General features: G+C 71.8%; 19 protein-coding genes. 8 read left to right on the top strand and 11 right to left on the bottom strand.

From position 1 onward, the window contains the following. Positions 1–3: 3 nt before the first annotated feature. From BXY45_RS07210 to hutU, 6 genes are all read right to left on the bottom strand, one after another. Positions 4–798: an SDR family NAD(P)-dependent oxidoreductase gene (locus BXY45_RS07210; RefSeq protein ID WP_170131361.1), complete on the bottom strand. Its 795-nt coding sequence runs from the start codon at positions 796–798 to the stop codon at positions 4–6. A gap of 18 nt (positions 799–816) precedes the next feature. Continuing rightward, positions 817–1,401 carry a DUF4334 domain-containing protein gene (locus tag BXY45_RS07205; protein ID WP_211319318.1) on the bottom strand — a complete coding sequence of 195 codons (585 nt, stop codon included), beginning with the start codon at positions 1,399–1,401 and terminating at the stop codon, positions 817–819. 140 nt (positions 1,402–1,541) lie between these two features. Beyond that, the gene (gene hutH, locus BXY45_RS07200) at positions 1,542–3,095 is read right to left on the bottom strand and encodes a histidine ammonia-lyase (RefSeq protein ID WP_109773658.1); all 1,554 of its coding nucleotides are present in this window, start codon (positions 3,093–3,095) and stop codon (positions 1,542–1,544) included. A 69-nt stretch (positions 3,096–3,164) separates the two neighbouring features. After that, a complete protein-coding gene (gene hutI, locus BXY45_RS07195) occupies positions 3,165–4,367 on the bottom strand; it encodes an imidazolonepropionase (protein WP_109773657.1) in 1,203 nt (400 codons plus the stop codon). Next, entirely contained in the window at positions 4,364–5,731 is a 1,368-nt protein-coding gene (locus tag BXY45_RS07190; RefSeq protein ID WP_109773768.1) for a formimidoylglutamate deiminase, read from the bottom strand. The genes hutI and BXY45_RS07190 overlap by 4 nt, the downstream gene beginning before the upstream one ends. A 36-nt stretch (positions 5,732–5,767) precedes the next feature. Then, positions 5,768–7,480, bottom strand: a complete 1,713-nt coding sequence (hutU, locus tag BXY45_RS07185; protein WP_109773656.1) for a urocanate hydratase — start codon at positions 7,478–7,480, stop codon at positions 5,768–5,770. A gap of 148 nt (positions 7,481–7,628) precedes the next feature. On the opposite strand from hutU, the gene BXY45_RS07180 reads away from it, so the two are divergent. The 3 genes from BXY45_RS07180 to BXY45_RS07170 all read left to right on the top strand — a co-directional run bounded on the left by BXY45_RS07180 (position 7,629) and on the right by BXY45_RS07170 (position 10,950). After that, positions 7,629–8,396: an IclR family transcriptional regulator gene (locus BXY45_RS07180; protein WP_109773655.1), complete on the top strand. Its 768-nt coding sequence runs from the start codon at positions 7,629–7,631 to the stop codon at positions 8,394–8,396. Positions 8,397–8,617: 221 nt separating this feature from the next. Continuing rightward, positions 8,618–9,340: a response regulator transcription factor gene (locus tag BXY45_RS07175; RefSeq protein WP_109773654.1), complete on the top strand. Its 723-nt coding sequence runs from the start codon at positions 8,618–8,620 to the stop codon at positions 9,338–9,340. 89 nt (positions 9,341–9,429) lie between these two features. After that, the gene (locus BXY45_RS07170) at positions 9,430–10,950 is read left to right on the top strand and encodes a sensor histidine kinase (protein WP_245961687.1); all 1,521 of its coding nucleotides are present in this window, start codon (positions 9,430–9,432) and stop codon (positions 10,948–10,950) included. A 10-nt stretch (positions 10,951–10,960) separates the two neighbouring features. Here BXY45_RS07170 and BXY45_RS07165 read toward each other — a convergent pair whose 3' ends face one another. After that, entirely contained in the window at positions 10,961–11,224 is a 264-nt protein-coding gene (locus tag BXY45_RS07165; protein ID WP_146211121.1) for an HAD family hydrolase, read from the bottom strand. Positions 11,225–11,367: 143 nt separating this feature from the next. On the opposite strand from BXY45_RS07165, the gene BXY45_RS24495 reads away from it, so the two are divergent. Then, a complete protein-coding gene (locus BXY45_RS24495) occupies positions 11,368–13,422 on the top strand; it encodes a glycosyltransferase family 39 protein (RefSeq protein WP_109773652.1) in 2,055 nt (684 codons plus the stop codon). Positions 13,423–13,590: 168 nt separating this feature from the next. Then, the gene (locus BXY45_RS07155; RefSeq protein WP_109773651.1) at positions 13,591–14,859 is read left to right on the top strand and encodes a bifunctional glycosyltransferase family 2/GtrA family protein; all 1,269 of its coding nucleotides are present in this window, start codon (positions 13,591–13,593) and stop codon (positions 14,857–14,859) included. A gap of 49 nt (positions 14,860–14,908) precedes the next feature. On the opposite strand, the gene BXY45_RS07150 is transcribed toward BXY45_RS07155, so the two are convergent. Further along, the gene (locus BXY45_RS07150) at positions 14,909–15,865 is read right to left on the bottom strand and encodes a LysR family transcriptional regulator (RefSeq protein WP_109773650.1); all 957 of its coding nucleotides are present in this window, start codon (positions 15,863–15,865) and stop codon (positions 14,909–14,911) included. A 134-nt stretch (positions 15,866–15,999) separates the two neighbouring features. On the opposite strand from BXY45_RS07150, the gene BXY45_RS07145 reads away from it, so the two are divergent. Next, positions 16,000–17,169 (top strand): YeiH family protein, encoded by a 1,170-nt coding sequence (locus BXY45_RS07145; RefSeq protein ID WP_245961686.1) that lies wholly within the window; start codon positions 16,000–16,002, stop codon positions 17,167–17,169. Between the two features lie 144 nt (positions 17,170–17,313). On the opposite strand, the gene BXY45_RS23155 is transcribed toward BXY45_RS07145, so the two are convergent. After that, a complete protein-coding gene (locus tag BXY45_RS23155) occupies positions 17,314–17,634 on the bottom strand; it encodes a TIR domain-containing protein (RefSeq protein WP_170131360.1) in 321 nt (106 codons plus the stop codon). A 246-nt stretch (positions 17,635–17,880) separates the two neighbouring features. Here BXY45_RS23155 and BXY45_RS07135 point away from each other — a divergent pair, with 246 nt between their 5' ends. Further along, the gene (locus BXY45_RS07135; RefSeq protein WP_211319317.1) at positions 17,881–19,536 is read left to right on the top strand and encodes an Eco57I restriction-modification methylase domain-containing protein; all 1,656 of its coding nucleotides are present in this window, start codon (positions 17,881–17,883) and stop codon (positions 19,534–19,536) included. Between the two features lie 6 nt (positions 19,537–19,542). On the opposite strand, the gene BXY45_RS07130 is transcribed toward BXY45_RS07135, so the two are convergent. Together BXY45_RS07130 and BXY45_RS07125 are read right to left on the bottom strand one after the other, a co-directional pair. Continuing rightward, on the bottom strand, positions 19,543–20,421 hold the full coding sequence (locus BXY45_RS07130; RefSeq protein WP_170131359.1) for a PaeR7I family type II restriction endonuclease: 879 nt from the start codon (positions 20,419–20,421) through the stop codon (positions 19,543–19,545). Positions 20,422–20,825: 404 nt separating this feature from the next. Further along, positions 20,826–21,161, bottom strand: a complete 336-nt coding sequence (locus BXY45_RS07125; protein ID WP_109773646.1) for a hypothetical protein — start codon at positions 21,159–21,161, stop codon at positions 20,826–20,828. A 787-nt stretch (positions 21,162–21,948) separates the two neighbouring features. On the opposite strand from BXY45_RS07125, the gene BXY45_RS07120 reads away from it, so the two are divergent. Continuing rightward, positions 21,949–22,768, top strand: an 820-nt coding sequence (locus tag BXY45_RS07120) for an IS256 family transposase (protein ID WP_245961685.1), incomplete at its 3' end; no start/stop codon positions are given.

The following is a 22,768-nucleotide window of genomic DNA, read 5'->3' as shown; positions in this document are numbered from 1 at the left end:
CGCTCAGGCGGGCAGGTGCTCCGTGACGAACCAGACGAGCCCGGGCGACACCTTCCGCAGCGCGTGCAGGGCCCGGCCGCCGGGCACCACCACCCGGGCGCCTCGGGCCAGGCCCCGTTCCACCTGGTCGAGCACGACGTCCGGCGTGGTCATGAGCGGTGACCGCTCCGAGCGGGCGAGCCTGCGCACGAACGCGGGCCCGTCATGCGCCTGCTGCAGCAGGGGCGTCTTGACGGCCGTCGGTGAGACGAGCAGCACCTGGATGCCGTGGCGCCGCTCCTCCTGACCGAGCACCTCGACGAAGGAGTTCACCGCTGCCTTGCTCGCCGAGTACGCGGCGAAGGCGGAGGTCGGCACGTAGCCGGTGAGAGACCCGAGCACCACCACCTGACCTCGGCCCTGCTGCCGCATCACCGGCAGCACCGCCGTCGTCATGGTCACCGTGCCGAGGTAGTTGACGCGCATCGGCTCGAAGAGCTGCTCGCGCGTGAGGTCGGCGACTCTCCCGCCGGGCATGATCCCGGCGCAGTGCACCAGCCTGTCGATGCTCCCGAGGCGTTCCTGCGCTGTGGTGACCAGGTGGTCGGTGTGCTGCGGGTCGGTGACATCTCCGGCGACGACGACGATGTCGGCGTCGTCCCCGTAGAGCGATGTCAGCCGGTTCTCGTCGAGGTCTGTGGCCAGCACCTTGACGCCGTCGGCGCGCAGGCGTGCGACGGCACGAGCGCCGATCCCGCTGGCCGCTCCCGTCACGATGGCGGTGCGGATGCCGAAGGGGGTGGTCTTCCGTCTGGTCACGATCTGCTCACCATCTGATCAGGTGAGCTTGCGCGGGCCGAAGCGTTCCAGTGTGAAGAGGAACGGCGTCTCGGTGTAGCCCCGGATGTCCATGAGCCCGATCACCGTGCGCTCGTCCACTCGGCGGAAGTGGTCGTTCACGGGGATGCCGTCGTACGCCATGGTCGCTGTCACCACGCCGCGGTGCTCGATCATGCGCAGTCTCGCCTTGGGCTTGTCGGTCTTCAGCAGTCTGATGGCTCGGCGCGCCGCGCGAGCAGACGGTGCCCACCGAGCCAGCCGCAGGCCGTGGTCAACGGCGAAGGACACCGGGACGAGATCGGGGTTGACCTCGAAGACGCCGCGTGAGTCGTGGAAGAGCAGTGGCCGCACGTCGTCGTCGTCGATGAACCGTTTGCCGTACCAGCCGAGGGTCTCCAGCACCCCGTCCAGCCGGTGGCCCGTCGGCAGGGGGCCGCCGCGCCAGGTGCCGAACATGTCTGCGACGCGCACGGCGGGCAGTTCGTCGAAGAAGGCCAGGACCTCGGCGAGCTCGTGGCGTCCCGGCCGCAGCTCGGCGAGGCGCCGGGCGCGTGCCTCGGACCCGTCGTGGCTGGAGAGCACGTTCCACCCCAATGATCGGAAGAGCGCGGTGTCAGGACCGTAGCAGCCGAACACGCTCCGTTTGAAGATCGTCACAGAACGGTGCCTGGACGGCATGCGGCGACGGCTGAGGTGTGCACAGAGTCCATGATCACGGAGGTTCAGAGGAGGGGGTGGGCAGACAGGGTCGACTGGGCGGCGGCGAGCACCAGGCCGCCGCTGAGGGCCCGCACGACCGCCTCGATGTCGGGAGCCAGGTAGCGGTCGGGGCCGGGGCCGCCGACCCCGGCGGCGCGCAGCGTGTCACGCACGGCGGCCGTGGCCGGCGCGGGCTGCAGACCCGCGCGCAGGTCGAGGCCGCGGGCGGCCGTCAGCAGCTCGATGGCGAGCACTCGCCGCAGCCCGTCGACGGCGCGCCGCAGCTTGCGCGCGGCCGCCCAGCCCATGGAGACGTGGTCCTCCTGCATCGCCGAGGAGGGGATCGAGTCGACGCTGGCCGGTGCGGCCAGCCGCTTGAGCTCGCTGACGATGCCCGCCGACGTGTACTGGGCAATCATCAGCCCGGAGTCGACGCCCGGGTCGTGCGAGAGGAACGGCGGCAGGCCGTTGCTGCGCGAAGCATCGAGGAACCTGTCGGTGCGTCGCTCGGAGATGCTCGCGACGTCTGCCGTGACGATCGCGAGGAAGTCCAGCACGTACGCCACCGGTGCCCCGTGGAAGTTGCCGTTCGACTCCACGCGCCCGTCGGGGGTCACCACCGGGTTGTCGACGGCGGACGCCAGCTCCCTCCCGGCGACCAGCGCCGCATGGGCGAGCGTGTCACGGGCCGCGCCGTGTACCTGCGGCGAGCAGCGCAGGGAGTAGGCGTCCTGCACGCGCGTGCACGCCGGGGTGCGGTGGCTGGCCATGACGCCGCTGTCGGCCAGCAGCGCGCGCAGGTTGGCGGCCGAGGCGGCCTGGCCCGGGTGCGGGCGCAGCGCCTGCAGGTCCGCGGCGAACACCGCGTCGGTGCCGAGCAGCGCCTCGACGCTCATGGCGGCGGCGACGTCCGCCGTCGTCAGCAGCGTCTCCAGATCAGCCATCGCCAGCACGAGCATGCCGAGCATCCCGTCGGTGCCGTTGACGAGCGCCAGCCCCTCCTTCTCAGCGAGGACGACGGGCTCGATCCCGTGGGCGCGCAGCGCCTCTCCCGCCGGGCGGCGCACGCCGTCGGCGTCGCGCACCTCGCCCTCGCCCATGAGCGCCAGCGCCACGTGCGACAGCGGCGCCAGGTCGCCCGAGCACCCCAGCGAGCCGTACTCGAAGACCAGCGGGGTCAGCCCCGCGTCGAGCATGCCCGCGTACGCGAGCACGGTCTCGGCGCGCACGCCCGTGCGGCCCGTGGCCAGCGTGGACAGCCGCAGCAGCATGAGCGCCCGCACCACCTCGCGCTCCACCTCCGGACCGCTGCCGGCTGCATGCGAGCGGATGAGGCTGCGCTGCAGCACGGCCCGCTTCTCCACCGGGATGTGCGTGGTGGCGAGCGCCCCGAAGCCCGTCGAGACGCCGTAGTGGGGCTGGGTGTCGGCGGCCAGGCCCTCGATCACCGCGCGGGTGCGGCGGATCTCGGCCAGTGCCTCCTCCGACACGCGCACCCCGGCGCCGTCGCGCGCGACCCGCACGACGTCCGCCGGGTCCAGCGGACCGATACCCACGACGACCTGTTGCGTCTGCACGCCTGCCCCCTCGTTCCTGCTGCTTGCTCGTGTCTGTTCATTGCCGGGTTGGCTGCCAGCCCTCACGGCTCAACCCCTGATCGGCGAAGGCACCGGCTGCCCGGCTCGCCAGACGCTGTGCGTCAACGGCATGCCTGGCCGGTAGGCGAGGTGCGTCATCGACGGCGCCTCGAGCACGTGCAGGTCAGCGCGGTGCCCCACCGTCAGCGACCCCACGGCCCCCGGGCCGGTGTGACGACCCAGCGCGAGCGCCCCACCCCACGTGGCCGCGCGCACGGCCTCCGCCACCGTCAGGTGCATCTGCAGCACGGCGGTGGCCACGCAGAACGCCATGGACGAGGTGTACGACGTGCCCGGGTTGCAGTTGCTCGCCAGTGCCACCGGCACCCCGGCGTCGAGCAGCCTCCGCGCCGGAGCGAGCGGTGCTCGCGTCGAGAGGTCGCACGCCGGCAGCACCGTCGCGACGGTCCCGTCACGCGACGGGTCGCTCCAGCTCGCGGCGAGCACGTCGACGTCGTCGTCGTCGAGGAAGTTCACGTGGTCGACGCTCGCCGCACCGAGCTCCACCGCCAGCCGGACGCCCGGCCCGGGGCCGAGCTGGTTGCCGTGCACGCGCAGCCCCAGTCCCGCGCGCCGCGCCGCGAGCAGCACCTCGCGGGACTGCTCCTCGGTGAAGGCGCCCCGCTCGCAGAACACGTCGGCCCACTGCACGTGAGGGCGGACGGCCTCGAGCATCGGGCCGCACACGAGGCGCACGTAGTCGTCAGCAGTGATGCCGTCGACGGCGGACGGCACCAGGTGCGCCCCGAGGAACGTCACCTCGTCGACCTCACCGGCCGCGATGCGCGCGCTGCGTAGCTCGTGCTCGACGTCGAGGCCGTACCCGGTCTTCGTCTCCAGGGTGGTGGTGCCCTGGGACATGGCGACGGCGACCCGCTGGCGCACCAGCTGCCGCAGGCGCTCGTCGTCGGCGGTCCGCGTCGCGCCCACCGTCACGGCGATGCCGCCGGCGGCGTACGCCTGCCCCGCCATGCGGGCCGCGAACTCCGCGGACCTGTCGCCGTCGAAGACGAGGTGGGAGTGGGAGTCGACCCAGCCCGGCAGCACCGCGCGGCCGCCGACGTCGGTGGCGGAGTCGCACGCAGGCGCGGACGAGGCCGGCCCGATCCACGCGATGGTCGGCCCATCGAGCACGAGCGCGGCATCAGGGAGCACGCGGTCGTCGTCGTCCTGGGTGACCAGCTCGCCGATTCCAGTGATCAGGTGGCTCATCGCAGATCCTCCACGGCTCGTGCGAGCAGTGCTCCGGGGTCTCCGAGCTGGGCGTGCTTGCCGTGGGCGGCCACCGTTCTGCCGCCCACGAGCACCTCGGTCACATCGCTCGCCGTCGCGCACAGCACTAGCTGGTCCGGGTCGGCGCCGGCGGTGCGGGTGCTGCGCGAATCGATCACCACGAAGTCGCAGGGCTCGCCGACGGCCAGCGAGCCGACGGCCGCCCCCGCGATCGTGCCGCCGCTGGCCGCGCGTCCGCCGCTCGTCATCGCCGTCGTCAGATCGGCGGGAGAGAACCGGCCGCGACGCCGGCTGGCCAGGCGCTCCCCGTGTTCGAGCGCCCGGGTTTCCAGCAGCGGATCGACGACGGCGTGCTGGTCGGTGCCCAGCGCAATGGTCACACCGGCGTCGGCGAGTGCGCGGGCGGGGCCGATGCCGTCGCCGAGGTCGGCCTCGGTGGTCGGGCACATCACCACGGTGGCGCCGGCTGCGCCCAGCAGGGCGATGTCAGCGTCGGTGAGGTGAGTGGCGTGCACGGCCGACAGTCGCGGGGAGAGCAGGGCGTGCTCGGCGAGCAGCCCCGTGGGGGTCAGCCCGGTCGCGGCCAGGCAGGCCTCGTTCTCGGCCACCTGCTCGGACAGGTGGACGTGCACGGGAGCGTCATGGCCCAGCACCGCGTCGATGCCTGCCGCTACCTCCGGCAGCGCTTCGGGGGGCACGGCACGCACCGAGTGCAGGGCGGCGCCGAGCCGCACCTGCCGCGCGTCGAAGCGCTCGGCCACGGCGTCACGCAACGAGGCGAGCCGCTCCACCCAGGCGTGAGCCGAGCCGTCGCTGAAGCGCTGCTGCTCCGGTTGCAGCGGCAGCCCGAAGCCACCGGCCAGGTAGACGGTGTCGAGCAGGGTGAGCCGCACCCCGGCGGAGCGAGCCGCCCGCGCGAGCGCCAGCTCCATTGCGTGCGGCCCACCGTCCTCAGCGCCGTAGGGGCGGCCGTCCGGAGCGTGGTGGACGTAGTGGAACTCCACCACCGACGTCCACCCGGTCGCCGCCATCTCCGCGTAGACGGCGGTGGCCACCCGCTCGTACAACTCCGGTGTGAGGCGCGAGGCCTGCGTGTACATGAGCTCGCGCCAGGTCCAGAAGCTGTCCCCAGCGGCCGACGACTGGTGGGTGCGCCCGCGCAGCAGCCGGTGGAACGCGTGGGAGTGCGCGTTCACGGCTCCCGGGAGCACCACGCCGTCCAGGCGCCTGTCGTTAGGGCCGGGGTCAGCTCCGGTCTCGAGGCGCTCGACGGTGCCGTCGGCGGCAACGTGCAACCGCACCCGCTGCGCGAGCCGGCTAGGTGCTCCCGGCGTCGTCGTCACCCAGGCGTGCGGAGCCCAGAGTGGGGAGGGAGCCACTCAGGCGGCCCCGCCGTCTGACCCGCTGTCCGGCCCCTCAGAGGCGCCGGTCTCCCACATCGGGATCCGCACGCCGCGCTCGCGGGCCACCTCGTCGGCGCGCTCGTACCCGGCGTCGACGTGGCGGATCACGCCCATGCCCGGGTCGTTGGTGAGCAGGCGGGTGAGCTTCTCGGCTGCCAGCTGGGTGCCGTCGGCGACGGAGACCTGACCGGCGTGGATGCTGCGCCCGATGCCGACCCCGCCGCCGTGGTGCAGGGACACCCACGTGGCTCCGGAGGCGGTATTGAGCAGGGCGTTGAGGATCGGCCAGTCGGCGATGGCGTCGGAGCCGTCCGCCATCGCCTCGGTCTCGCGGTAGGGGGAGGCCACGGAGCCGGAGTCGAGGTGGTCACGGCCGATGACGATCGGCGCGGAGACCTTCCCCTCGGCCACCAGCTCGTTGAAGCGCACGCCTGCACGGGCGCGCTCGCCGTACCCGAGCCAGCAGATGCGCGCCGGGAGCCCCTCGAACTCCACGCGCTCCTGGGCGGCGCGGATCCAGCGGTGCAGGTCGACGTCGTCGGGGAAGAGCTCGAGGATCGCCTCGTCGGTGGCGGCGATGTCGGCCGGGTCCCCGGACAGGGCCACCCAGCGGAAGGGGCCGCGGCCCTCGCAGAACTGCGGGCGGATGTAGGCGGGCACGAAGCCCGGGAAGGAGAAGGCGCGTTCGCAGCCGCCGAGGCGGGCCTCGTCGCGGATGGAGTTGCCGTAGTCAAAGACGACGGCGCCCGCGTCGGCGAACCCAACCATGGCCTCGACGTGCGCGGCCATCGCGGCCTGGGCGCGGCGGGTGTACTCGGCCGGGTCCTTCTCGGCCTCCAGGTGCCGGTCCTCCAGGGCCACGCCGAGGGGGAGGTAGGAGAGCGGGTCGTGCGCGGAGGTCTGGTCGGTGACGACGTCGACGACGAACTCGCCCGCGTGCTGCCGGCGCAGCAGCTCGGGCAGCACCTCTGCGGCGTTGCCGATCAGCCCCACCGACAGCGCGCGACGCTCGGCCTTGGCGGCCAGCACGCGGGTGAGGGCGTCGTCGAGGTCGGTGGTGACTTCGTCGAGGTAGCGCTTGGACGCCCGACGCCGCAGGCGCGTCTCGTCGATGTCGACGATGAGGACGGCGCCTTCGTTGAGCGTGACCGCGAGGGGCTGCGCGCCGCCCATGCCGCCGCAGCCGGCGGTCACGGTCAGGGTGCCGGCGAGGGTGCCGCCGAAGTGTTGGCGGGCGACGGCGGCGAAGGTCTCGTAGGTGCCCTGGAGGATGCCCTGGGTGCCGATGTAGATCCACGACCCGGCGGTCATCTGGCCGTACATCATCAGGCCCTCGGCCTCGAGGCGGCGGAACTCCGGCCACGTGGCCCAGTCGCCGACGAGGTTGGAGTTGGCCAGCAGCACCCGGGGCGCCCAGGTGTTCGTGCGGAAGACCCCGACGGGCTTGCCGGACTGGACGAGGAGGGTCTCGTCGTCCTCCAGTCGGGTCAGGGCCGCGACGATCGCGTCGTAGCTGGCCCAGTTCCGGGCGGCCTTGCCGGTGCCGCCGTAGACGACGAGGTCTTCGGGACGCTCGGCGACCTCCGGGTCGAGGTTGTTCATGAGCATCCGCAGCGGTGCCTCGGTCTGCCAGCTCTTGGCGGTCAGCCGGGTGCCGCGGGGGGCGCTGACGGCGCGTGGTCCGGTCATGGCGGTTCCTTTCGGCAGGGGGGATGGTCAGTGCAGGGCGACGACGGCGGGGGTGCTGGCGGGCATGGCTCCATCGGAGCGGAAGGCCACCCTCGTGCGGTACCCGTCACCCGGCACTGCTGTCTCGGATCCGAGATAGTGTCCCCGCGTGGCTGTGGTCCCAGCGGCAGCGAAGGCCCTCGCGGTGCTGCGCTACCTGTCGCAGCAGAGCGGGCCGGTGCAGGCGGGGGTCATCAGCCGTGACGTCGGCCTCCCGCGCTCGACGACCTACCACCTGCTGGACACGCTGGTGCGTGACGGGTTCGTCACGCACCTGCCGGAGGAGGGCCGCTACGGCCTGGGCCTGGCTGCCTACGAGCTCGGCTCCGGCTACGACCGGCAGGTGCCGCTGCAGCGCATCGCGCGGACGCCGCTGACGGCTCTCGCCGACCGCTGCCGCCACAACTCCCACCTGGCCGTGATGCACGGCCGCGACGTGGTCTACGTCATCGAGGAGCGGGCGCCGGGCCAGCCGAGGCTCGTCTCCGACGTCGGGGTGCGCCTGCCGGCGCACCTGACGGCCAGCGGGAGGTCGATGCTCGCGGCCCTGCCGGACGCTCAGGTGCGTGCCCTGTTTCCCGACGCGTCGGCGTTCGTCACCCGGCACGGCGCCGGTCCGACGACCATCACCGAGCTGCGGGCCCTCCTGGTGCGCACGAGGCGGCTCGGAATGGCCACCGAGGAGGGCGAGGTCACGCCCGGTTTCTCGTCGGTCGCGGTGGCGGTGCTCGACCACCTCGACCACCCCGTGGCGGCGGTAGCCGTCACCTTCGCCTCCGATGCGCTCGACGAGGTGCAGCTGACCGCACTCGCCGAGCGGGTACGGCGTACGGCGGCCGAAGTGGGCCGTCGCCTCGGTGGTCGCGCGGGGCAGTGAGGGGCGGGCTGGTCGAGTCGCCTACCGCTGACCCAACACCCTCCGTGATCATGGGCGTCCGCCACCTCAGGGTGGCGGACGCCCATGATCACGGAGTTCAGGTGGTGGTCGCGTCGTCGGGGGACTGGTCGGTGGTGGTGCCCCTGCCAGGTGGCGCCGCTCATAGGTCGCACACAGCACGCGCCCAGACACGAGCGCCCGCCGCGACCGACACTGACCTCATGACCACCACCGACACCCTCGTCCGCGCGGACGGGAGCCCTCTGCGCGCGCTCGTCGTCGACGACGAGCCGCAGCTGGCCGACCTGGTGGCCATGGCCCTGCGCTACGAGGGCTGGCAGGTCCGCTCGGCTGGAGACGGCGCGTCGGCGGTCAAGGAGGCGCACGAGCTGCGGCCCGACGTCGTCGTCCTCGATGTCATGCTCCCCGACGTCGACGGACTGACCCTGCTGCGCCGCCTGCGGGAGGAGGCCCCCGACGTCCCCGTGCTGTTCCTCACCGCGAGGGACTCGGTGGAAGACCGCATCGCCGGCATCCGCGCGGGCGGAGATGACTACGTGACCAAGCCGTTCAGCCTCGAGGAGGTCATCGCCCGGCTGCGGGGACTGGTGCGGCGCACGGGCGTGGTCGCCCGCCGCGAGGACCCCCGGCTCGTGGTGGGCGACCTCACCATGGACGAGGAGGGGCACGAGGTGTTCCGTGGCGACGACGAGATCACGCTGACAGCCACCGAGTTCGAGCTGCTGCGCCTGCTCATGCGCAACCCCCGCAAGGTGCTCAGCAAGGCGCACATCCTCGACCGGGTGTGGAACTACGACTTCGGCGGGCAGGCCAACGTGGTGGAGCTGTACGTCTCCTACCTGCGCAAGAAGGTCGACGCCGGCCGCCCTCCGATGATCCACACGGTGCGCGGAGTCGGGTACGTGCTCAAGCCTGCCCAGTGACGTCACCAGTGACTTCACCAGTGACTTCATCGATCACTCCGCCGGGGCCGCCGACGGGAGGCGGGGCGTGGTCGCTGAGCGCGTGGTCGTTGCGGACGCAGCTCGTCGTGGCGCTCGTGGGTCTGGTGGCGGTGGTCTGCGCGGTGGTGGGGACGGCGACCGTCGTCGCGCTGCGCCAGCTCCAGCTGTCCCAGCTGGACGCGCAGCTCGTCGCCTCCGCTGAGCGCGCTCCCTTCGCGGGTGATGCTTTCCGGTTCCGCTCCTTCCAGCAACCGCCCCAGGATCCGAACCAGCGGGGAGGCGAAGGTCAGGACAGAGAGCTGGGCCGCTGCCCCACCTCCACGGTCGAGGAGGAGGCAGCGGCGTCGGGCATCGGCTTCCTGCTGGCGCCGGGGCAGGCGCCGGGCACGCTCGCCGCGCGCACCGCGGACGGCAGCGTGATGGCCGCCGCCGCGCTGGTCGGCTTCTGCCCGACCACCGTCAGCAGCGCCGACGCCGCCGCTCTCGCCGACGTCGCTGGCGACGGCGTCCCCCGCACCGTCCACGTGGGTTCGCTGGGTACGTATCGCGTCGTCGGTGTCACCGCTGGTTCTGAGGATGGTGTCCTCGTGACGGGTGTCCCGCTGGCTGGGCTGGAGGGCACGCAGCGCCGGCTGGTGGCGGTGGAGCTGGCCGTCGCCGTCCTCGCGATGGTGCTGGCGGGGCTGGCGGCCGCCGTCGTCGTCCGCCGCTCCCTGCGGCCCCTGCAGCGGGTCGCGGCGACCGCCTCACAGGTCAGCGGCATGCCGCTGGACCGCGGTGAGGTGGATCTCGCCGTGCGTGTGCCTGCGCGTGATACCGACCGGCGCACCGAGGTCGGCCAGGTCGGTGCGGCGCTGAACACCCTGCTCACCCGCGTCGGCTCGGCGCTGTCGGCCCGCCACGCCAGCGAGCTGCAGGTGCGCCAGTTCGTCGCCGACGCCAGCCACGAGCTGCGCACGCCGCTGGCCTCCATCCGCGGGTACGCCGAGCTCGTCAACCGTGACCCCGCCGCGCTGCCACCCGACGCGGCGCATGCGCTGGGGCGTGTGGAGTCGGAGGCGAAGCGCATGACGGGCCTGGTCGAAGACCTGCTGCTGCTGGCGCGTCTCGATGCCGGCCGGCCGTTGGAGACCGCGGTGGTCGACCTGACGCGCCTGCTCCTCGACGCCGTCAGCGACGCCTCCGCCGTCGGCCGCGACCACACCTGGCGCCTGGACCTGCCCGACGAGCCCGTCGAGGTCATCGGTGACGCGGCCCGTTTGCAGCAGGTGGTGGTGAACCTGCTGGCCAACGCCCGCACGCACACGCCGCCGGGAACCACCGTCACCGCAGGACTGGCGACGACGACGCCCGGCCGCGTGGTGCTGTCCGTGCTCGATGACGGACCCGGCATCCCCGTCGAGCTGCTGCCGCACGTCTTCGATAGGTTCACCCGCGGCGACGGGTCCCGGTCGAGGGCTGCGGGCAGCAGCGGTCTGGGGTTGTCGATCGTGCAGGCGATCGTCGCGTCCAGCGGCGGCAGTGTCGACGTGACCAGCCGCCCCGGGCAGACCGCGTTCCTCGTGACGCTGCCCGTCGTCAGCGTGTAACAGCGCCTCGTCAGCTGGCGGAGCGCGTGAGCTGTGACCAACGCTTGGTGGCGCCCTGGCGCGTCATGCCCGTCGCGACAGCGACGCTCTCCCAGGGGCGTCCTGCAGCACGAGCTGCTGCAACGGACTCGTCCAGGCGCTGCTGGGCTTGGCGTAGCTCGACCATCTCGTCGTCGCTCGAGACCACATGCCACTCGGTGTCCTCGGACTCGGCCAGTGCAGCAGCAGCCAGGGTCTCGGGAGTGTCCGGGATGGTTCCCTTGATGAAAGTCATGATCATCACCTTTCGATGCCAAAGGATCGCAGGAGGCGGTGGCGTGCGGGCATCGCGTGCACGATGGCCAGCGCTCGGTGCTCCATAGCTCGCCCACAGGATCGCGGGGGACGTGCCCCAGCGGTCGCACCGACGCTCAGGGCATGAGCATGAGCTACACCGCCGCCAGCTCCGGGGACGCTCCGCCGCTGGACAGGAGCCCGGGCGTCGCAGAAACCGGCCCGCGCCGTCGTCCGTGGTCTCGGTCCTGGTGGACCGAGCGCCGCGACGGCGGACCAGCCTGGGAGCGCCCCGCGCTGGCGGGGCTGCTGGTCGCCGCAGCGGTGGCCTACCTGGTCGGGCTGGGCGCCTCGGGGTGGGCCAACTCCTTCTACTCCGCGGCCGTGCAGGCCGGGTCGGTGAGCTGGAAGGCGTTCCTCTTCGGCAGCTCCGACGCAGGGAACAGCATCACCGTCGACAAGCCCCCGGCGTCGCTGTGGGTGATGGCGCTGTCAGTGAGGATCTTCGGGTTGTCGAGCTGGTCGATCCTCGTGCCGCAGGCGCTCGTGGGCGTGGCGACGATCGGCGTCCTGTACGCCGCGGTGCGACGGCACTTCAGTGCGGCCGCGGCGTTGCTGTCCGGCGTCGTCCTGCTCCTCACCCCCGTGGCCGCGCTGATGTTCCGGTTCAACAACCCCGACGCGCTGCTCGTGCTGCTCATGACGCTTGCGGCGTACACCGTGCTGCGGGCACTCGAGCACGGGCGGACGCGATGGCTGGTGGCGGCCGGGGCGCTCATCGGGCTGGGCTTCCTCACCAAGCAGCTGCAGGTCTTCCTCGTGGTGCCGGCGCTGGCGGTGACGTACCTGGCGTTCGGGCCGCCCCGCGTGGGGCGGCGAGTGGTGCAGCTGCTCGCCGCCGGTGCCGCGCTGCTCGTGACGGCCGGGTGGTGGGTCGCGCTGGTGGAGCTGTGGCCCGCCGCGTCGCGGCCGTACATCGGCGGCTCGACCGACAACAGCTTCCTCGGGCTGACGCTCGGCTACAACGGGCTCGGACGGCTGACCGGTGAGGAGACCGGGTCGGTCGGTGGCGGGTTCGGTGGGGGTGCAGGTGGCGCCGGCGGCAGCATGTGGGGCGAGACCGGCATCACCCGGCTGTTCACCGCCGAGTTCGGCGGGCAGATCGCCTGGCTCATCCCGGGCGCGCTGCTGATGGCCGTGGTGGCGCTCGTGCTGCTGCGGCGTCAGCCGCGCGGCGACGGTCAGCGTGCCCAGGTGGTGCTGTGGTTGAGCTGGCTGCTGGTCACCGGACTCACCTTCAGCTTCATGTCGGGGATCATCCACGCCTACTACAGCGTGGCGCTGGCGCCCGCGGTCGCGGCGCTGGTGGGTGTGACGGTGTCGCTGCTGTGGTCTCGCCGGTCGCAGCCGCTGGCCCTGGGGGCGTTGGCCGTGGCGACGGCGACGACGGCGGTGTGGTCGTTCGTGCTGCTCTCGCGCAGCGCCGACTTCGTGCCGTGGCTGTCGTGGGTGGTGCTGGTTGCGGGCCTGGTTGCCGCCGTCGGGCTGGTGGCGACGGCGGTGCGTCCGTCGCTGACCAAGGCCGCGGCGGGAGTGGCGCTGGCGGCGTCGCTGGCGGGGCCGCTCGCGTACACGGTCCAAACCGTGAGCACTGCTCACACCGGCTCGATCGTCTCCGCCGGCCCGACCGTCGCGGGCGCCGTGGGAGGGCCCGTCGGTATGGGACGGCCCGGTGGCTTCGGTGGAGCGCAGGCGGACGGCGCCGGTCGCGCGTTCGGCGGTGCCGCCGCGACGGGGGGCACGGCTGAGATGGGTGGCCCGGGCGGGATGGCCGGGGGCATGGGGGGTCTGCTCAACGGCAGCACGCCCAGCGCCGAGCTCGTGGCGCTGCTCGAGGCCGACGCCAGCTCGTACCGGTGGGTTGCCGCGACCGTCGGCGCGAACAACGCCGCGGGCTACCAACTGGCCACGCAGGAGTCGGTGATGCCGATCGGCGGGTTCAACGGCACCGACGCCTCCCCGACGCTGGAGCAGTTCCAGGCCTGGGTGACGGAGGGGAAGATCCACTACTTCATCCCCGGGCGCACCGGCGGGGAGGGTCAGGGGACGGCCGCGGCCATCACCGCGTGGGTGGAGGCGAACTTCACGGCGCAGACGGTCGGCTCGACGACGGTCTACGACCTCACGGCCGGCTCGTGAGTCGCCGCTGAGCGTTGCCACTCGGGGCGCCGGTCATCCCTGCATGGGGTGGCCGGCGCTTCGCCGCTGGGAGGGTGGCGGACGTCCATGATCACGGTGGGGGTGAGTCATAGGGGCAGCACAGGGTTCCTCCACCGCCCCGCGAGGCGCAGCGCCGAACCTCGGTGCATGACGACGTTCCTGCTGGACGGCAACCCGCCCAGCCCCTCCCTGCAGAACGCACGCGGCCTGCTCGTGGCGGCGCCGGGACGCGCGCTGCTCGACGTCGTCGTCCCCGTGTTCAACGAGGAGGACGACCTCGAGCCCTGCGTGCGGCGCCTCCACGCCCACCTCACCCGGGCGCTGCCGTACCCGTTCCGCATCACCATCGCCGACAACGCCAGCACCGACGCCACCGCGGCGGTCGCGGACACGCTGCAAGCGGCGATCCCCGAGGTGGTGGCCGTCCACCTGCCAGCCAAGGGCCGCGGGCGAGCGCTCAAGGCCGTGTGGTCGGCCTCCGACGCGCCGGTGCTCGTCTATATGGACGTCGACCTGTCCACCGACCTCGCCGCGCTCCTCCCGCTGGTCGCGCCCCTGATCTCGGGTCACTCTGACATCGCCATCGGCTCGCGCCTGGCCCGCGGCAGCCGGGTGGTGCGCGGCCCGAAGCGGGAGTTCATCTCCCGCTCGTACAACGCGCTGCTGCGCCGCAGCCTGGGCGCCCGGTTCACCGACGCGCAGTGCGGCTTCAAGGCGATCCGCAAGGACGTCGCCGAGCAGCTCCTGCCGCTCGTCGAAGACACCGGCTGGTTCTTCGACACCGAGCTGCTCGTGCTCGCGGAGCGCGCCGGCGCCCGGATCGCCGAGGTGCCCGTCGACTGGGTGGACGACCCCGACAGCAGCGTCGACATCCTTCGCACCGCCGCCGACGATGTCCGCGGCATCCTCCGCCTCGGCCGTGCTTTCGCCACCGGCGCCCTGCCGCTCGCGGCGCTGCGCCGCCAGCTCGGGCGCGCTCCGCTGGAGCCCACGGTGCCGGGGGTTCCGCGTGGGTTGCTCGGTCAGGTCGTGAGGTTCGGTGCCATCGGTGTCGCCAGCACCCTCGCCTACCTCGCGCTGTACCTGCTCCTGCGCGGCGCCGTCGGCCCGCAGGCCGCCAACCTCGTCGCGTTGCTTGCGACCGCGCTCGTCAACACCGCAGCCAACCGGCGACTCACTTTCGGTGTCACCGGCCAACGCGGCCTCGTCCGGGCGCACGCTCAAGGGCTCGTCGTCTTCGCCGCCGCGCTCGGGCTGACCTCAGGTGCGCTCGCGGTGCTCCACACCCTGGCGGACCCATCGCGCGCCGTGGAGGTGACGGTGCTGGTGCTCGCCAACGTCGTCGCCACAGCCCTGCGCTTCCTGCTCCTGCGCCGGTGGGTCTTCCCCGGGGCGACCAGCGCACACCTGAACTAGGACGGCGAGGTCGTCGTGCGTCACACCACAGCGGAGAGCGAGGCGCTTCTCAGTGGCGGACGTCGCGGGCAGCCAGCGAGAGCAGGTCGAGTGACGGACCGCTGGGTCGCTGGCCCGTGGGCCACACCGCGCGCAGCGCCCGCGTGAGGTCCAGGCCGGTGACGGCCACGGCGGTGAGGCGGCCGGCGGCGAGGTCGTCCCGGACCGCGTGCTCGCTCAGCACGGCCGGGCCGGCGCCGCTGGCCACGGCGGAGCGGATGGCCGACGACGTCGACAGTTCCAGCAGCGGCGGTGCCGGAGCGTTGTCAGTCGTGCCGTCAGCGGCGTCGGAGGTGCCGGCTGAGGACTCGAGGGCGGCGCGCAGCGCGGCCTCGTAGGCGCTGCGGGTGCCCGAGGCCGGTTCGCGCTGCACCAGCCGCGTCCGTGCGAGCTCCTCCGCGGTGACCGGGGATCCGCGCCGGGCCCAGGGGTGCCCAGGATGGACGACGACGACGAGCCGGTCGCGCGCCACCTCGCGCGAGTCCAGCCCCGACGGGACTGCCGGCCCCTCCACGAAGCCCAGGTCCGCGCCCCCGGCGAGCACCGCGGCGGTGACCTCCTCGGAGTTCATGGCCCGCAGGCTGACCTGCGTCTCGGGCCGGCGCTGCGCCAGGGCCACCAGCCATCCGGGCAGGAGGTGCTCGGCCACCGTCATGCTCGCCGCCACTCGCAGCCGTGTGCGTCCCTCTTCGCGCAGGGAGCTCGCCCCGGCGTCGAGCACGGCAGCCGCCGCCAGCACCTGCTCCGCCCAGCCGGCCACGAGCTTGCCCGCGGCCGTCAGCGTCGAGCCGCGAGGGCCGCGCGTCACCAGCGGCACGCCTACGAGGTGCTCGACGGTGCGGATCCGCGCGGAGACAGCAGGTTGGCTGATGCCGTGCTCGGCCGCCGCCCGGCCGAGGCTCCCGGTGGCGGCCACCCGCAGCAGCAGCTGCAGGGAGTCGAGGTCGGGGACCCGCTCAAGCGCCACCGCCTCACGGTAGCCGCGCGGGTTGCCCGAGACCCCGGAGCCATCAGCTGCGCTGATGAGTCCAGTGCGAGAACCCCTCTACTGGCCGAGGTCGCAGCAGGTCACCGTGAGGGTGGAGCGTCTCACCAGCAGCGGTGAGGCCACCTCACGACGAGCGGGGCGACACCGCCATGGGTACCGGCATCCACACCGCCACGGGCAGGGGCACGGGCATCGGCGGGGACGTCGGCAGTGTGGGCGCGGAGGGACCGATCAGGACGACGATGAGCGCCCGTCCGGGCAGCTCCGCCCGGAGCCGCGCGAGGTCGCTGGCGCCGGGACTCGCGGTGGTGGCCGCCGCGACAGCCGCCGCCTTCGGCGCGGCGTCGCTGCTGCCCGAGCTGAACGCCTCGACGGTCGGGGTGGTGCTCGGTGCGCTGATGGCCAACCTCGGCCTGCATCGAGAGGTGCTGCGACCGGGGACGGCGTTCGCCTCGCGCCAGCTGCTGCGCATCGCGGTGGTGCTGCTGGGCCTGCAGCTCGCCCTCCCGGAGCTGGCCGCCCTGGGGTTGGGCGGGCTGGGCGTCGTCGTCCTGACCGTCGCGGTCACCTTCACCGGCACCTGCCTCCTGGGCCGGGTGCTGCGCGTGCCGCGGGCTCGCGCCCTGCTGATCGCCACCGGCTTCTCGATCTGTGGGGCCTCGGCGATCGCTGCGATGAAGGATGTCGCCGATGGCGACGAGGACGACACCGCCGTGGCGATCGCCCTGGTCACCCTGTGCGGGAGCCTGGCCATCGTCGTCCTGCCCCTCCTGCGGGGACCGCTGGGACTGGACCCGGCGGCCTTCGGCTCGTGGGTGGGGGCCAGCGTCCACGACGTCGGGCAGACGGTGGCCACCGCCGACCGCGTGCCCGGGGCGTTGACCGCGGCGGTGGTGGTCAAGCTCAGCCGCGTGGTGCTGCTGGCGCCGCTGGTCGCCGGGGTGGCGGTGGCCCGCACCCGGAGCGCTCGCCGCGCTCGCGGCGTGTCGGGCGAGGAGGCGGCGACAGGACCGAAGCGCCGCCCCCCGATCGTGCCGCTGTTCGTGGTGGGCTTCCTCGCAGCCATCGCCCTGGCGAGCGCCGGGCTGGTCCCCGCCGGCGCGCTGGACGCCGCGCAGCACGTGCAGGAGGTGCTCATGGTGGCGGCCCTCGTGGGCCTGGGCACCGGCATCCACGCGGCGGTGCTGCGCCGCACCGGAGGGCGAGCCCTGGTGCTGGGGATGGCCTCGTGGGTGCTGGTCGCGGGGGTGGCCTACGCCGGAGTGCGCCTGGTCGGCGCGTAAGCCTCCGGGGCGCAGAACGCCAGTGATCCGCCGGGAGATCGGACGCGGTCGGCAGGGTCGTGGCGCAGGCGGCTGAGGGTGCCCTTGGATCGGCCGAGCAGCCGATCAGGTGCGTCGAAGTTCAACTTTCGTTTACCGTTCGACTCACCAGCCCGCACGGTGCTCCGCGAGCACGAGCACGAAGTTGGGGTCTTGCTCCAGTTCGAGCAGGCGGGGCAGTTCGACCATGCTCTTCTGGATCTCTGGCGTGACCAGCAGGACGGCGCCACTGAGACCACTTTGGAGGGCCTGGGCCAAACGCTCATTGGTGTCGCCAGGGGGCAAGTCGGTGGCGTCATGCCAGACGGGCATGCCTGCTGCGCGCAGCGTCCACGCCAAGGCGGCAGCCGTTGCCGCGCCGTCGCTCTGTCGGTAGGAAATGAAGATTGGCCCTCGTGGGTCAGTGCCGTTGGCTCCGGTGGTCATCTCGCTCCTGTCGTCGGCGACCCCACCGCCGCTGAGCCGCGAGTCCCTCGTGCGCTCCGATGCGGTGCGAGGTGGTGAGGGAACGGAGGCGCATGGTCGAGTCTTGGCTCCTCCAGGGTCTGAAGCGCGCTCAGAGCCTGGAGGAGCCACCAGGGCACGCTGGGTGCGTCGGCACAGAGCCCCAGCCATGTCGGTGGCGCGTCCTACAGTCGCGGTGTGACCTTGAGTTCGAGCATCGACGAGCGAGTGGCCGAGGCCATTGAGCACGGTGAAATCTTCACCCGGCGATGGGTCGTCGACCTCATCCTCGACCTCTGCGGTTACACCTCTGACCGGGACCTCGCCGACCTGCGCGCTGTAGAGCCCGCCTGCGGCGCCGGTGCCTTCCTCGGCCCGATGGTCGAGCGGCTCTCCGCGAGCCTGCGCGCGCATGATCGAGCCATTGGCGACGCCGCTGAGGCGCTGCGTGCCTACGACCTGCTCGACCACAACGTCGTCGCTGCGCGCCGGCTGGCGACCACCACGTTGACCCAGCAGGGCTGGGACGCCGAGGAGTCGGCCCGGATCGCCGAGAAGTGGGTCGGTCAGGGCGACTACCTGCTCCGAGAGCGCGACGTCGACCTCGACCTCGTGGTCGGCAACCCGCCGTACATCCGGCTGGAGGACGTTGGGGAGGAGCGCAGCGCCGAGTACCGCGCCGCCTGCAGCACGATGAGCGGCCGCGCCGACATCTATGTGGGATTCATCGAAGTCGGGCTGCGATCCCTCAAGCCCGGCGGGGTACTTGGCTTCATCGTCGCCGACCGCTGGATGCGGAACGCGTACGGAGCGCGACTGCGGGAGTTCGTGGCCGCTGGTTACGCCGTCGATGTGACCGTCCAAATGCACGACGTCGACGCGTTCGAGGAGCAGGTCGCCGCATACCCCGCGATTTCGGTCCTGCGCCGTGGGGAGCAGCGCAGCCCCATCGCGGCAGATACCACCCGGACCTTCGGTGAGCCCGCCGCGCGCCAGTTGGTCGAGTGGTCACGCACTGCGGACGCGGAGCCGCTGACCACGCCGGCGCTGCAGGTGGATCGACTGCCGACCTGGTTCTCCGGTAGCGACCTGTGGCCGACCGGCAGCCCGATTGCGCTCGGCATGATCGAGCACCTCAACGCGAACTTCCGGCCGCTAGAGGACCCTGAGACGGCGACCCGAGTCAGCATCGGGATTGCGACCGGCGCCGACAAGGTTTACGTCACGAAAGACCCCCGGGTGATCGAGGGGCCTGACGCGATCGAGCACGAGCGCTTGCTGCCGCTGGCGATGGCAGCCGACACCAACTCCGGGACGATGACCTGGAGCGGGCACTACCTCGTGAACCCGTGGGATGAGGAGGGCCTCGTGGAATTGGAGGCGTGGCCCCGGTTTGCCAGCTACATGAGGTCGCACGGTGAGGCGCTCTTGCGGCGCCGTGTGGCTGGTAGGAACTCGGACCGCTGGTGGCGGACCATCGACCGGGTCACCGCGGGCCTCATCGACCGTCCGAAGCTCCTGTTCCCGGACATGCGTATGACCTCGCGGCCGGTGTACGAACCCGGTGGCCTTTACCCCCACCACAACGTCTACTACGTCGTCTCCGACGGCTGGGATCTGCGTGTCCTCGGCGGCCTCCTGTACTCCAAGATCGCCGAACAGACCGTCTCCGCGTACTGCGTGAAGATGCGAGGAGGGACGCTACGTTTCCAAGCTCAGTATCTGCGTCGTGTACGGGTCCCGCGGCCAGAGCAGATCGACGCAGACACCGCGGCCGCGCTGGCGAATGCCTTTGACCGTCGTGACAGCGCCGCCGCCACTGAGGCCGCACTGAGGGTCTACGGCCTCGACGAGCGCACCGCTGACTGGCTGCGGAGCCTCTAGGAGCCGTCAGGCTCCCGGCAGCGCCAACTGCTCAGCAGCCGTCGCACCGGGGCCCTGCGGGTAGGCAGCGCGGATCCGCGCGGTCATGGACGCGGTGAACTGCACAAATCCCGTGTCCTGGCTCATTTCTGACCAGTCGAAGCGGTGCTCGTGAGGCAGCCGCTCCGGGGTGGGCCAGCCCTTCTTGGCGGCCTCCTTGTCCAGCCGCGCCTGCTGCAGGATCACCGGGCAGATCTTCTCTCCGGCGCACTCGGGCCTGCTCGTGGTCACAGCCCACGCGGCGACGTAATGCTCGTCCTCCACGAGCCGCTGACAGAGCAGGCGCACCCGCGACTGGTAAGTCCAGTCGGCGAAGATCGGATCGCGGGGGAAGGCCGCGCTGTCCTTGGCGCCGCCAGATGCTCGGGAGATGTCGTCGTCCTCAATCAGGAAGACGTAGCCGGTCCACGGGTCACCGGGCACCAGTCCCTCATCCAGAGCGCGCTGCAAATCCACGGCATTGCCGATCGCTTCCTCGGCCCTGTTGTTGGCGTTGTTCGAGTAGGAGCCGCTCTGACTCTTCAACTCGACGATCACGCACGGCTCACCCAGGGTATCGTACACCACGACGTCGTAGGACTTCGTCGGCCGGAAGTAGCTCGGGAGCGTGTACCGATGAGCGATCTTGTCGCGCTTGTTTGGGTCCCCGGTTGGCGCCTTGTAGTACACGGCCTCGGCCGGTGCTCCAGCGGCGACGGCGACGCCCGCGAGTAGCCGCGCAATCTGATCCATGTGGCCGCCTGCGGTGACACCAGAACGGCCGCCGACGTCGACATTGCCCTTCGCCTGCTGGGCTGCTGCGGCGTCGCTGCGGGCGGTCCAGAACGCGAAGAGCGCGGTGGTCACGGCTTCGTGCTGGTCGGGGGTCATAGGGGGGGCCTCCGGCGTTGGGTGTTCCAACGCCAGCCAATCGCACGGCGAACGAAGACGTGGACGGTTTGCGACAACGCGCCCGCGGGGCGGCGGTCGCTCGGGTGACTCGTGCTGGCTTTCGCGCGGCGCCGCACCGCTGTGGGCGTCGGAGCAGATGGGTCACTATTCCTACAAGATCACACTGGAGGTCTACGACCACTGCATCCCGAAGGACGACGTCCACCCGCTAAACGGGCGCCCGCGTGCGGCGTAAGGCGTGCGGCGTCGGGCGAGACGAGTCAGACGTCGGGAGCACGGTGTCTCGTTCGCTCGGTAGCGGCCACGACTGACCCCTCGACGGCCCTCGCCTCGGTGCGGCGAGGGCCGTGGACGCGTGCTCAGCCCTGCTCCAGCTTGGCGGACCACACGCCCAGTCGTTCGCGGACGGCCGACGCGCCGGGCTGCTGTTCGATGAAGCGCGGTATCACCACTGCATACACGTCGTGGTCGAGCGCGCTGGCGGGCCAAGGGGCTGAGGGGTGGGCCACCTGGGGGTTGTCTTCGACGGCGCTCATCAGTAGCTCGCACTGCGTCTCGTTCAGGTTCCGGAGGTTTCGCAGTCGTGCCCACACGCGGTCCGTGGTCTGGAAGTTGCGTGACTGCTGCATCGCCATCACGAGTGAGGTGGCGAGGTGCTCTTGCAGCTCCTGGCGCCCGACAACCACGTTGAGCACAGCGTCCGCTAGCTGGGCCGCCGAGAGATTCGCCGCTGCGATCGCCTGCTTCTCGCCGAGCGGTCCGTACGGCGCAGCGTCGAACTTGAGCGAGAAGACGGGGACGCGACGCCCCAGCAGCCATCCGACCTCCTGATCGCACCAGGTGCTCTCGATGAAGCCCTTGTGGATGAAGGCGACTCCGGCATGAGCGGTGTCGAGGGTCTTGATGATCTCGTCGCGCCACGTCTCGTCTTGTCTGGCTCGATGGCCGTGTGGGCGACGAAGAGCTTGATGCCGAAGGTGGCCAGCTCTGCTTCTACTGCGCCTACCTCTGCCTTGTGCCGGGCCAGGTGCGACGCGAAGACGAGCAGAGGGCCTGTAGCGGGGGCGGGAGCTTCACGGAGGTCGGACGCCATGGACCCTTCCACCGACAGGTGGCTGGCGAGCGCGAGGAGGTCGTCGTCCGCGCCTCCCCGCAGCACCTCCAGCAACGAGGGGTCGTAGTGCCCACCGTCCGGCATCCCGTCCCAGCAGCCGAACTCCTTGAGGACGAGGTCTGCGTCGTCCCACGGGAGCCCTTGAAGGGCGTCACGCGACTCTCGGATGACGCGGATACGAGTGCTCTCGTCCAACGGACCTTGTCAGCGACTGCTCACAGCCTGCCACGGGCTGTTACTGCAAGTAGGAGACAACGAGAAATAATCAAAACCTGTGGATGACCGGGCGGGTCGTACCTTCCCGGTGATCTCCACACCCAACGAGAAGAAGATCAGCGTTGCAGCGCTGTTCGGGAAGGTACGACCCGATGTTCACGGTAGACGGACAGGAACCGTTCGGTGGCCAGGGCGCCCAGCACGCGGGGCAGCGCGACGCGGCCGGCGCTGCGGTGGGGGGTCTGTCGGGGCCGGTGACGCTGTCCTGCCTGGACGCCCTCGCGCGCGAGGGCGCCCGCCGGATGCTGGCCGCGGCCCTGCTCGCCGAAGCCGACGTCTACGTCCAGGCCGCAGCAGGACAGGTCGACGAGCACGGCCACCGGCTCGTGGTCCGCAACGGCTACCACGCCGAGCGGACCATCACCACCGCCGCTGGCGCGGTGGCGGTCAAGGCCCCTCGCGTCAACGACAAGCGGATCGACCCCGACACCGGGACGCGACGGCGGTTCTCCTCGGCGATCCTGCCCCGCTGGGCCAGGCGGAGCCCGTCGGTGAACGAGGTGCTGCCGCTGCTGTACCTGCACGGCTTGAGCACGCAGGACATGGTCCCGGCCCTGCAGCAGTTCCTGGGCACCGACGCGGGCCTGTCAGCGCCGGTGATCCAGCGCCTGACCGTCCAGTGGCAAGCCGAAGCCGAGGCGTTCAACGCCCGCGACCTGTCGGGGGTGGACTACGTGTACGTATGGGCCGACGGCATCCACCTCAACGTCCGCCTGGATGCCGAGCGGCTGTGCCTGCTGGTGCTCATCGGGGTCCGCGCCGATGGCCGCAAGGAGCTGATCACCCTGGCCGCCGGTCACCGCGAGTCGGCGGGGTCCTGGGCGGACCTGCTGCGCGATGCCAAGCGGCGCGGGATGCGCGCGCCGGTGCTGGCGATCGGGGACGGGGCGCTGGGGTTCTGGTCGGCCCTGG

It is taken from the genome of Quadrisphaera granulorum (assembly GCF_003149145.1).
In the GTDB taxonomy this organism is placed as follows: Bacteria; Actinomycetota; Actinomycetes; order Actinomycetales; family Quadrisphaeraceae; genus Quadrisphaera; species Quadrisphaera granulorum.
Note: the sequence above shows the minus strand (reverse complement) of the source record. Positions and strands in the feature narration are given on the sequence as shown.